Here is a 12,351-nt window from a genome sequence, read left to right as displayed (position 1 = left end):
TTATCACATTACCACATTTTCAAATTATCTAAATAAAATTTATTAACTTTAAAAAACAAAAAAATGGACGCAATAAAAAAAATATTAGGTATCGTTTGGCTAGCTCTAGCAGCAGTGGTAGCTTACCTTGGATTGACTGTTCTAGGGATTCCAAAAATAACTTCGGGTAAACAAGAAGACTTGGTTTTCGGGAGCATCATCGTTTTTATTTTAATGCCTATTGTGGTAGGTGGATTAGCAACTTTCGGTTTGTATTCTCTGAAAGGCGAATATTCTGCCGATAAAAAATAATTTTTGGTATCAGAAATAAGAGATTTCAGCTTTTTCAGTCATTGGAAAACTGAAATCTCAATTCTGATTTTTAGATAAACCTTCTGAAAAATGAAAAAAAGACACGAGCAAAAATTGGTGATTCTAAGTATGGTGCTTTTTGTATTGTTCAATGCACCTATTTTGCTTTTGTTTAATCAGGTTAAAGCCTATTTTGGGCTTCCGTTTATTTACATTTACATTTTCGGAATCTGGTTCGCTTCAACTATCATTTCTTTTGTAATATTTAAAAAATTTGATGAATAATTTTCAGTTATTTGCCATCATCATGCTTTATTTAGCACTTTTGTTCTTCATTGCTTACTGGGCAGAGAAGAAGAAGAGTAATTTTTGGGCGAATAACCCTTACATTTATTCCCTTTCATTAGCGGTATATTGCACCGCTTGGACGTATTACGGAAGCATCGGCGTTGCTGCTAATCAAGGTTTAGAATATTTGGCAATTTACATCGGTCCTATTATTATTATTCCCGCTTGGATTGTCATCAATAATAAAATCATTAGAATTTCTAGAGTCAATAAAATCAGTTCAATTGCCGATTTTATTTCTTTGAGATACGGAAACAGTAGATCTTTTGGCGCACTGATTTCCATCGTTTGTATTCTCGCGATTATTCCATATATCGGAATCCAAATTAAAGCGATTTCTGATACTTTTCATCAGATTACCCTTTCTGAAAACTCAGACAATATTTTTACCGATACTGCAACGTATGTGGTGATTCTTATTGCTATTTTTTCATCTTATTACGGAACCAGATATGTAGATGCTTCAGAAAAAAGATTGGGAATTATTTCTGCTGTAGCTGTAGAAAGTTTCTTAAAACTCATCTTTTTTGTAGTTCTAGGGTTATTTGTAACGTATGGCGTTTTCAATGGTTTTGAAGACATCTATGAACAAGCTCAAAAATTTGAAGATTTTGCTGCTAAAAACACTTTTAACGGATTAGAAGGAAGCATTAATTTCGCAATTACGTCTCTCCTTTCTATGTCTGCCATTTTTCTATTGCCAAGACAATTTCACACCACAATTGTAGAAAACAGAAAGGAAAAACACTTAAAAACAACCATTTGGTTATTCCCACTTTACCTTTTGATTTTCAATTTTTTTGTATTCCCAATTGCATGGGGCGGAAGAATTTTGTTTGAAGGTCAAAATGTAAATCCAGAGCTTTTCCCTATTCTAATTCCTCAAAAATTTGGAAATATATTGGTTTCCGTAATGGTATTCTTAGGTGGATTGAGTGCCAGTGTTTCTATGATTATTATTTCGAGTATTACGCTTTCTGTAATGCTTTCGAACAATGTCATTATTCCTTACGGCTGGATCGATACTTTCAAGAAAAATCCGGAAAATTTCAACACCAAAAACATTGTCAACATCAGAAAAGTAAGCATTTTCATGTTGATTATTTCTGCGTTTTTATTCTATAAATACCTCATTATCAAATCCAGTTTATTCTCAGTAGGTTTGGTTTCATTTGTACTCATTGCACAATTGGCGCCTTCGTTTTTTGGAGCTATCTTTTGGAGAAGAGGCAGTTATTATGGTGCTGTAACAGGAATTATCGCGGGAGTTATTATTTGTTATGTGAATTTGATTATTCCCCAATATATCCAGACTATTAACCCAGAATTTTCATTGGAAAATTATAAAATTCTTGATTTTTTCAGAATTCCTTATCTGTCTACCCTTGCTCAAGTTTTTTTCTGGAGCATTTTAGTCAATTCTTTCCTTTTTGCAGTGATTTCTGTAAGTGTAAAAGGCAATTACAGAGAGCGAAATTTTGCAGAAATTTATATTGATATAGACCAATACATTCAAAATCATGAAGGAGCATACATCTGGAAAGGAAAAGCGAATATTTCTGATATTGAAAAAATTCTGGTAAGATTTTTAGGTGAGAAAAAGACCAAACAAGCGCTGAAAATCTTTAACACAAAATATAATATTACCGATGAAACCGATACTGCAGACTCGCGTTTGATTAAGTTTTCGGAAAACCTTTTGGCGGGAAGAATCGGTACTGCTTCTGCCAAAATTTTGGTGGAAGGTGTAACCAAAGAAGATAAAATTTCTTTGCCAGAAGTACTCAATATTTTAGAAGAATCTAAAGAAAACATCACCCTAAATAGAAAACTCACCGAACAGTCTAAACAACTCAGAAGACTTTCTGAAGATTTGCAAGTTGCCAACACCAATTTGATTGAAAAAGACAAACAAAAAGATGATTTCCTAGATTCTGTTGCCCACGAACTCAGAACACCTATCACCGCAATTAGAGCTGCCAGCGAAATTCTGTTAGATGATGACGAAATCCCTACCGAAATCAAAAAAGAATTTTTAGGAAACATCATTTCTGAGTCTGACCGATTGAACGAAATCATCAATGATATTCTGTATTTAGACAAGTTAGAATCAGGAATTATTCAACTCAATATCCAGAAAAATAATATTGTAGAAACCTATCACAAAGCGTTAAAACCTATTCAGCATTTGATTCAACAGAAAAATATTCACCATTCTGAAATTGATTTATTGAGCCAAAAAGAATACGAATATGATGAAGCCAGAATGATTCAAGTTTTTCAGAATATTTTAGGAAATGCCTACAAATTCACGGATGAAAGTGGCATGATTCAAACTAAATTTATAGAAAAAGATGGTCAACTGAACATCAGCATTTTCAACACGGGTAAAAAAATACCTGAAGAAGATATAGAACTGATTTTCGATAAGTTTTATCAATCCAAAAATCAAAACATTAGAAAACCCATAGGAACAGGATTAGGATTAGCCATTTGTAAAAAAATTATTGAAGCGCACAAAGGCGAAATCTCCGCAGAAAATAAAGAAATTGGAGTGGTTTTTAACATTATCTTGAGATTTGAGACATGAGATTTGAGATACTAGATATAAGAATAGCAATTATTAAAAACATAAAATAACCATGCATCAATTTGAAAAATTAATTTTTTGGCAAAAATCAATTCAACTCGCAAAAAATATATATTTAGCATGTACAGAGATACCCCATGAAGAAAAATTTGGATTAATTTCTCAAATAAAAAGAGCTGCCATTTCTATTCCTTCGAATATTGCAGAAGGCGCTGGTAGAAATAGCAATACCGAGTTCAATCATTTTTTAGGAATCGCAAACGGTTCCTCCTTTGAACTTCAAACACAACTTATTTTAATTAAAGAACTAGAATTAATAAAAGAGGAAAAAGTAAACATTTTATTATCAGAATTAAATGAAATTCAAAAAATGATTTACAGTTTTAAAATAAATTTAAAAATCTAAAATCTGATGTCTAACATCTGAAATCTAAAATAAAAATGAAAAAGATACTTATAGCAGACGACGAACACAAAATCATCATGACCTTAGAATACACCTTCCGAAAAGCAGGTTATGAAGTCTTCATCGCAAGAGATGGCTCGGAAGTTTTAGAATTATTAAAGGAGGAAACACCAGATATTATTTTACTCGATATCATGATGCCCAATGTAGATGGTTACACCACGTTGCAAGAAATAAAAAAACAAGAAAAACTGAATCAGTGTAAGGTCATTTTCTTATCTGCAAAAACCAATCCTGCAGACATAGAAAAAGGATTGAGTTTAGGAGCTGATGCTTATGTTACCAAGCCTTACTCTATCAAGAAACTGGTTCAGCAGGTAGAAGAATTATTAACTTAAAAAATTAAAAAAAATCTACAAAATATTAATTGTTTCAGCGTAAAATCTGAAATCAAAATCCAAAAAAATCTAAAATTATGAAAGCGCATGAAATGTTCTTGAACAGTATTGAAAACAAGGAACAATTTTGGGCAGAACAAGCCGACCAAATTCATTGGTTCAAAAAACCTCAAACGATTCTTTCTCAAGGAGAAAACAACTATCCTGTATGGTTTGCAGATGGAGAGTTGAACGCATGTTTTCTCGCCATAGACAAGCACATAGAAGATGGTTATGGTGACCAAGTTGCCTACATTTACGACTCCCCTGTTACGGATACGAAACAGAAAATTACTTTTAACGAGTTAAAAGAAAATGTTTCAAAATTCGCGGGAGGTTTGCAATCGTTAGGATTAAAAAAAGGTGACAATGCCATTATTTACATGCCTATGATTCCACAAGCTGCCTATGCTATGCTCGCTTGTGCCAGATTAGGAATCACTCATTCTGTAGTTTTTGGAGGTTTTGCGCCACATGAATTAGCCATTAGAATAGATGATTGTAATCCAAAAGCAATTATTACAGCAAGTGCTGGTGTAGAGGTTAAAAAGAGAATTCCTTATTTGCCTTTCGTGAAAGAAGCTTATGAAATGGCTTCTCATAAACCTGAACATATTGTGGTTTTTGACCGTCAACTTTGGGGCAATAAAGTAGATTGGAAAAACGAACCTCAACTGACCAATTTTCAAGAATTGTTAGAAAAATCAGAACCTGCAGATTGCGTCCCCGTAAAATCTACACATCCACTTTATATTCTTTATACCTCAGGAACTACAGGAAAACCTAAAGGTGTAGTTCGTGATACGGGAGGTTATGCTACCGCACTTAAATTTTCCATTGAAAAAATTTATGGCGCAAAACCCGGCGAAGTTTTCTGGGCAGCTTCAGATATTGGTTGGGTAGTTGGTCACAGTTACATTATTTACGGACCGCTTATCAACAGAAATACCTCTATTATTTTCGAAGGAAAACCGATTATGACGCCAGATGCAGGAACTACTTGGAGAATCCTCTCTGAATACAAAGTTTCTGTAATGTTTACCGCGCCTACAGCTATAAGAGCGATTAAAAAAGAAGATCCAGATGGTGAATTCATCAAAAAATACGATTTATCCCATTTCAGAACCCAGTTTTTAGCGGGTGAAAGATGCGATGTAGCTACTTTAGACTGGTACGAAGAAAAAGTAGGTATTACTCCTATTGACCATTGGTGGCAAACAGAATCTGGTTGGCCTATGTTATCACTAATGCGCGGCGTAGAAGATGATGGCGTAAAACGTGCTTCCGCTGGAAAACCAATCCCTGGTTATGATATTAAAATTTTTGACGAAGAAGGTTACGAACTAGAAGCACACCATGAAGGTTATTTGGTGATAAAACTACCGCTTCCTCCAGGAACTTTAATGGGAATTTGGGGAGATTACGAAAGATTCCACTATGGTTATTTAGCAAAATTCCCGGGATATTATTTTTCTGGAGATGGCGCCATCAGAGATGAAGACGGATATATTTTCATCACAGGAAGAGTTGATGACATCATTAATGTAGCAGGACACCGACTTTCTACTGCAGAAATGGAAGAAGCTGTTTCTGAACACAAAGATGTTGCAGAATGCTGTGTAGTAGGAATAGAAGACGATTTAAAAGGTCAAATTCCTTTCGGATTGGTGGTTTTAAAATCTGGAACTCAAATTTCTGAAACCGAAGTGGAAAAAGAAGTCGTAGCATTGGTTAGAGAAAAAATTGGAGCAGTTGCCGCATTAAGAAACATTGTCGTGGTAAAACGACTCCCAAAAACCCGAAGTGGAAAAATTTTGAGAAAACTTATCAGAACTATGTTAGACGGAAAAGAGTTCCAAATTCCTTCTACCATAGATGATGAAGCAATCATTGGTGAACTTCAAGAAAAATTCGAAGAATATAGAAAATAAAGATACTTTCCTTACAAAAGGAATCTAAAAAATTAAAATTTGATATGAAAAATTATGTAATTCACGATTTGCCTGATTATTTCAAGCAGTACAAAAAATCAATTAAGAATCCTAAAAAATTCTGGGACAAAATTGCAGATGAAAACTTTGTTTGGTATCAGCGCTGGAACAAAGTGGTAAAATTTGACATGGAAGAAGCCAAAATCGAATGGTTTAAAGGTGCAAAACTCAATATTACCAAAAACTGTTTAGACCGACATTTGGCAGAAAGAGGTGATAAAACCGCGATTATCTGGGAACCTAATGATCCAAATGAAGAAGCGCAATACATTTCTTATCGAGAACTTCACGAAAGGGTTTGCAAAATGGCGAATGTTCTTACAGAATTGGGCGTAAAAAAAGGTGACAGAGTTTGTATCTATTTACCGATGATTCCAGAATTGGCTGTTACCATGTTGGCTTGTGCTAAAATGGGTGCTGTACATTCTGTTATTTTCGCTGGATTTTCTGCTTCTGCGGTAACTTCTAGAGTGAATGACTGCGAAGCAAAAATGATTATCACTTCAGACGGAAGTTACAGAGGAAACAAAGCTATTGACCTAAAAGGAATCATCGATGAAGCCGTAGAAAAAACACCTTCTGTAGAAAAGGTTTTGGTGGTAAAAAGAACCAACACCGAAGTAAAAATGAAAGAAGGAAGAGATGTTTGGTTAGATGATTACTATCCAAAAGCTTCTGCTGATTTCGTTACCAAAATCATGGACGCAGAAGATCCATTATTCATTCTTTATACTTCTGGTTCTACAGGAAAACCAAAAGGAATGTTGCACACTACTGCTGGTTACATGGTTTACACGGGTTATACTTTTAAAAATGTTTTCAATTACAAAGAAAATGATATTTACTGGTGTACTGCAGATATTGGTTGGATTACAGGTCACTCTTACATTTTATACGGACCATTAACCAATGGTGCTACTACGGTTATTTTTGAAGGAGTTCCTACTTATCCAGAGCCAGACCGTTTCTGGGCAGTAATTGAAAAACACAAAGTAACACAGTTCTACACTGCTCCTACTGCGATTCGTTCTTTGGCTAAAGAATCTTCTTCTTGGGTAGAAAAACATGATTTATCAAGTCTTAGAGTGATTGGTTCAGTAGGTGAACCGATTAATGACGAAGCTTGGCACTGGTATAATGACCATGTTGGCAAGAAAAAATGTCCAATAGTAGATACATGGTGGCAAACCGAAACAGGCGGAATTATGATTTCTCCACTTCCTTTTGTTACGCCGACTAAGCCAACTTACGCTACCCTTCCACTTCCGGGAATCCAACCGGTTTTAATGGATGAAAAACGCAACGAAATCACAGGAAATCAAGTAGATGGAAACCTTTGTATCCGTTTTCCTTGGCCGGGAATTGCCAGAACAATTTGGGGCGACCATCAAAGATACAAAGAAACCTATTTTACCGCTTTCCCTGGGAAATATTTCACAGGTGATGGCGCATTGAGAGACGAAACAGGGTATTATAGAATTACAGGTCGTGTAGATGATGTGATTATTGTTTCTGGTCATAATTTAGGAACTGCTCCAATTGAAGACAGCATCAACTTACACCCAGCTGTTGCAGAATCCGCAATTGTAGGTTTCCCTCATGATATTAAAGGAAATGCATTGTATGGTTTTGTAATTTTGAAAGAATCTGGTGAAGAAAGAGACAAAGAAAATTTAAGAAAAGAAATTAATATGTTGATTTCTGATACCATCGGTCCAATCGCTAAATTAGATAAAATACAGTTTGTTTCTGGCCTGCCAAAAACACGTTCTGGAAAAATTATGCGTAGAATTTTAAGAAAAATTGCCGAAGGAGATTTCAGCAACTTTGGAGATATTTCTACCCTACTCAATCCAGAAATTGTAGACGAAATAAAAGATGGAAGGATCAACTAATGATTATTGTTAATTTTTGGTCACACGAAAACCTCTCATTTTTGGGAGGTTTTTTGTATTTTTATTTATTGAAAAAGTCAGCAAAATATTGCTGACTTTCTTTTTTATTATTTTCTAAATATTAGTTGTATCCAGGGTTTTGAACCAGTTTTTTATTCACTTGGATTTCTCTTAAAGGAATAGGAAAAACCAATTCATCGCTATTCCAGCTTAAGTAACCTACGTTTCCTTTAGTACGTTTAACATCATGTATTAAGAAGCCTTCAAACGCAAGTTCTCTTCTTCTTTCTGTCAAAATATCATCTAATGTAACTGATAATAATTCTGATGCGTGAGCTCTTCTTCTTATTGTATTGACATCATCTAAAGGAGTTGCTCCTAAAGAAGTATTCATTCTGAAATTTGATTCTGCTCTAATCAAATACATTTCCGCTAATCTAATTACATGAATATTACCATATTGATTGGTGTATTTACTTGTAAGAACATCATCATAGTAATTATAGTAATAGAAAGATCCTCTAACATCATCTGCCTCGAATAAATTTAAATAATCTTCAGTAAGAGAAATATCTCCTCCTCTTCCACCTTGTGGTTCATCTGCATAAAAAGTAATTAAATCATTTTCTCCTGACTGAGATGTTACTTGCATTGTGAACAGATCTTCACTTATGTTTTCTGAAGTATTGAAAGCATCTTTATAATTTGTCATTAATGACTTACCACTGTTTTCAATTACATCATTTGCTATATTTCTGGCATTGGTGTAGTCTTGTTTTTGAAGATAAACTCTTGACAAAAGTGCTTTTGCAGAGTAAGCATCTGCATAAAAAGAATTCTCTTCGGGCAAATTAGCTATTGATTCGTTTAGATCTTTAATTACTTGAGTGTAAACTTCCTCTACTGTATTTCGAGCAACAGATAAATCTCCATTAAAATCTGTAACAGTTTTAAGAACAATAGGAACCCCTAATTGTGTATTATTTTTACCAGCTTCATATTGTTTACCAAAGAATCTTACTAATTCAAAATAGTTTAATGCTCTTAAGAATTTTGCTTCACCTTCAATTCTTTTTTTGTCATCTGCATCCTTTACTACGCTAAGATTTTCTAATATAACATTTGTAGCATTAATTACTTTATAAGCTCTACCCCAAGTATCTCTTACATAAACATTATCAGATATAATATTTTTTTCGTGAATATTTCCTAATTCTGCATAAGTTCCCCACCAATACAAGTAACTGTCATCTGCAAGAAGATCAGCATAAATTTGTAAATCTCCTCCGAAAAGGTCACCATCACCAGTGTTTGCATAAGCTCCAATTAGAATTTGCTGAATTCCTTCTGGAGTTGAAATTGCTGTTTCAGTATCAATTCCTTGTTCAGGGTTTATGTCTAATTCTCTATCACAAGATGTCAACAGAAAAAGACTTGATATGGTTAAAATTAAATATTTTAAATTTTTCATTTGTTTAGTTTTAAAAATTAACATTAATACCAAAAGTTACCGTTTTAGCTGGTGGTGCTGAATAAAATGTAGAACCACCTCCGCCTCTATTTGTATCTGATCTTGCTTCTGGGTCGTAACCACTATATTTTGTAAAAGTGAGTACATTGATAGCAGACACATATAGTCTAAGCTTATTAACTCCAATTGATGAAGTTAAATTTTTATTAAAAGTATAACCTAAGCTTAAATTTCTCAATCTAACAAAATCGTTCTTTTCTAAATATCTTGTAGATTCTTCTACTCCATTTCCTTTTCCTAATCTTGCTTGTGGCACATTGGTAATATCACCAGGGTTTTGCCAACGGTTCATCTGATCTACCGTTTGGTTATCATACCCATTACTTGCTGAAGTAGACATGAATTTACCTCCAGAATTGTATAAATTTCCTCCGAATTCTCCGTAGAATGTAAAAGAGAAATCAAAATTCTTGTACTCTACTGTGTTGGTTAAACCTGCTATCCAATCAGGAGTAGAGCTTCCTGCAATTATTCTTTGAGCTTCGCTGTAATCATTGGTTTTAGTTTTATCTAATGAACCATCTGGATTTAAAGTGTTTTTATAAAACAATGCATCTCCATTATTTGGGTCTACTCCCGCATATTCTACTAAATAAAAAGAATCTAATCTTTCGCCTACTCTTCTAATTACATTTCCAATAATTTGATCTCTATTATCATCTGGCAAAGCAGTAATTTCATTATTATTCTTTGCTACATTAAAATTGGTATCCCAAGTAAAATTATCTTTTTTAATATTTTGAGTATTGATTACCATTTCAAATCCTGTGTTTTTCATATCACCAATATTTCTATAGATATTAGAATATCCTGAAGTATATGGTATGTTTTGATAGAATAACAATCCGTTTGTTTTTTTGTTATAAAAATCAATTTCCCCAGAAACTCTATTATTGAAAACTCCAATGTCTAATCCTATATCTGTTTGGCTTGATTTTTCCCAAGTAAGATTTGGACTCTCTGGTTGCACTGGTTCAATGGCTGGTAATTGCTTATAAGATGCTGCATTCCATAAATCACGAGATGCAAAATTACCAATTTCGGCATTACCTGTTTTTCCCCAGCTTGCTCTTAATTTTAAGAGAGAAATTACATCAGATGAAGACAAGAAATCTTCTTTTGAAAGTACCCAACCTGCAGAAAATGCTGGAAAAATCCCATATCTATTTGCTTTACCAAATCTAGAAGAACCATCCTTACGAATAGAAGCTTTAAATAAATATTTTCCTTGATAATCATAATTTGCTCTGGCAAAGTATGAGAAAAATGAATATTCTGTAGTATTTCCTCCACCCGCATTAATTTCTCCAGCACTATCAATATTTTGGAAATCATCAGAAGGAAACCTAATTCCCGTTACACTTCCGTATTCTCTTCTATTCTTATTAAGTTCTGTTCCTGCTATTGCACTGAAATTATGCGCTCCCAATTTTAAATTATAAGATAAGTAATTAGAAAAAATTATATTTTCTGTGTCTACCCAAGAGTTAAACGCATAACCATCTGTTGACATAAATGGAGTCTTTTTCCCTCTATATTTTTTCTCTTTTTGATTATAATAATCATACCCAAAATCAGAATTAAAAGTTAAATTTTTCAAAATTTTATATTCCCCAAATAACTTACCTGTAACTCTTTTAATCAACGTATTATAGCTTGCATACTTATCTTCTAATAAAAAATTAGCGTAGGTAGTACCATCAAAGGGTTCTCCATCAACAAAAGCTGGAGAAATAGGAGCTAATGCAATGGCTTGCATAGGTGTAGTAAATTGGTTATCATTAGAAACTCTATCAATACTTGTTCTAGAAAAACCTAAATTTAATCCCAATTTTAATTTATCAGTTGGACTTGCACTAATATTTAATCTAGCAGTATTTCTGTCTAAATCATTTTTTCTAATAATACCTTGTGTATCGTTATTAGAAGCAGTAAACATATAATTATATTTATCATCACCACCCGAAACTGAGAAATCTGCATCTCTTACTGCTCCTTTTTTAAAGATATAGTCTTGCCAATCTGTATCAATTACTCCATTTTGCCAATCTGTATTATTAGAATACCTATTAAGCCTTGTAATTACTGAACTTTCTCGTCCTACATTTCTACCTGCTTCTAGAAACAATTCTACATATTGTTTTGCATTTAAAAACTGTACTTTATTAGTAGGCTCGCTAAAACCTTGAGATAAATTTAAGGTAAGTTTTGGTTTGCCTTTTCTACCTGTTTTAGTAGTAATCAAAACAACTCCATTACTACCTCTAGAACCATAAATAGCTGCTGAAGAAGCGTCTTTCAAAATTTCTATTGATTCTATCTCAGTAGCACTTAGAGTAACCAATGGGTTTACTGCTGCTCCGTTAGTAGACTCATCATTATTAATCATAGGAATTCCGTCTATCACATACAATGGACTTGTGCCTGCACTAATACTTGCCGAACCACGAACATTAATATTAAAACCTGATTCCAATTTACCATTCGTTTGGTTTACTCTAACCCCAGCTGCTTTACCTACTATTGCATTTTGAAAATTGGCATTAGGAATTTCTTTTAATGATTCAGAGCTAATTTTAGCTACATTATCGGTAAGTTTAGCTTTTGTAGATTTACCATAACCTACTACTATTACTTCGTCTATTTTTCTTTCTTTGGTAATGGTGTCTGACTTTTGACCATACACGCCAACTCCAATGAAAAATAATGACGCAACAGATAATTTAAGCACATTTTTTCTCATATTTAATTAATTTTTATCAACATTAGTAATAATTTTATTATTTAACAAATTTTAACATAAAAAATTTGCAAATTATTTCTTTTCAACGATTAAAATATTGTTTTTTCTTAATTTTAATC

9 protein-coding genes are annotated in these 12,351 nt (G+C 33.4%); 7 read left to right on the top strand and 2 right to left on the bottom strand.

What is annotated here, in order from left to right; translation table 11 throughout:
- Positions 1-63 precede the first annotated feature (63 nt).
- From KKQ79_RS02690 to acs, 7 genes are all read left to right on the top strand, one after another.
- Positions 64-291, top strand: a complete 228-nt coding sequence (locus KKQ79_RS02690; RefSeq protein WP_213188859.1) for a DUF6814 family protein — start codon at positions 64-66, stop codon at positions 289-291.
- 90 nt (positions 292-381) lie between these two features.
- Complete coding sequence (locus KKQ79_RS02685) at positions 382-576, top strand: hypothetical protein (RefSeq protein WP_213188858.1); 195 nt, start codon at positions 382-384, stop codon at positions 574-576.
- Positions 569-3,229: an ATP-binding protein gene (locus tag KKQ79_RS02680; RefSeq protein ID WP_213188857.1), complete on the top strand. Its 2,661-nt coding sequence runs from the start codon at positions 569-571 to the stop codon at positions 3,227-3,229. Before KKQ79_RS02685 ends, KKQ79_RS02680 begins: the two co-directional genes overlap by 8 nt.
- A 52-nt stretch (positions 3,230-3,281) precedes the next feature.
- Positions 3,282-3,635, top strand: coding sequence for a four helix bundle protein (locus tag KKQ79_RS02675; protein WP_213188856.1), 354 nt, complete (start codon positions 3,282-3,284; stop codon positions 3,633-3,635).
- Between the two features lie 35 nt (positions 3,636-3,670).
- Positions 3,671-4,033 carry a response regulator transcription factor gene (locus tag KKQ79_RS02670; protein ID WP_213188855.1) on the top strand — a complete coding sequence of 121 codons (363 nt, stop codon included), beginning with the start codon at positions 3,671-3,673 and terminating at the stop codon, positions 4,031-4,033.
- Positions 4,034-4,110: 77 nt separating this feature from the next.
- The gene (locus tag KKQ79_RS02665; RefSeq protein ID WP_213188854.1) at positions 4,111-6,003 is read left to right on the top strand and encodes an acetate--CoA ligase; all 1,893 of its coding nucleotides are present in this window, start codon (positions 4,111-4,113) and stop codon (positions 6,001-6,003) included.
- Positions 6,004-6,005: 2 nt separating this feature from the next.
- On the top strand, positions 6,006-7,958 hold the full coding sequence (gene acs / locus KKQ79_RS02660; RefSeq protein ID WP_347813939.1) for an acetate--CoA ligase: 1,953 nt from the start codon (positions 6,006-6,008) through the stop codon (positions 7,956-7,958).
- A 121-nt stretch (positions 7,959-8,079) separates the two neighbouring features.
- Here the strand turns inward: acs and KKQ79_RS02655 are convergent, their stop codons facing one another.
- Together KKQ79_RS02655 and KKQ79_RS02650 are read right to left on the bottom strand one after the other, a co-directional pair.
- On the bottom strand, positions 8,080-9,429 hold the full coding sequence (locus KKQ79_RS02655) for a RagB/SusD family nutrient uptake outer membrane protein (RefSeq protein ID WP_213188852.1): 1,350 nt from the start codon (positions 9,427-9,429) through the stop codon (positions 8,080-8,082).
- Positions 9,430-9,439: 10 nt separating this feature from the next.
- Positions 9,440-12,232 carry a SusC/RagA family TonB-linked outer membrane protein gene (locus KKQ79_RS02650; protein ID WP_213188851.1) on the bottom strand — a complete coding sequence of 931 codons (2,793 nt, stop codon included), beginning with the start codon at positions 12,230-12,232 and terminating at the stop codon, positions 9,440-9,442.
- Positions 12,233-12,351: the final 119 nt, after the last annotated feature.

The sequence above is a fragment of the Cloacibacterium caeni genome (assembly GCF_907163125.1).
Taxonomy (GTDB): domain Bacteria; phylum Bacteroidota; class Bacteroidia; order Flavobacteriales; family Weeksellaceae; genus Cloacibacterium; species Cloacibacterium caeni_B.
Note: the sequence above shows the minus strand (reverse complement) of the source record. Positions and strands in the feature narration are given on the sequence as shown.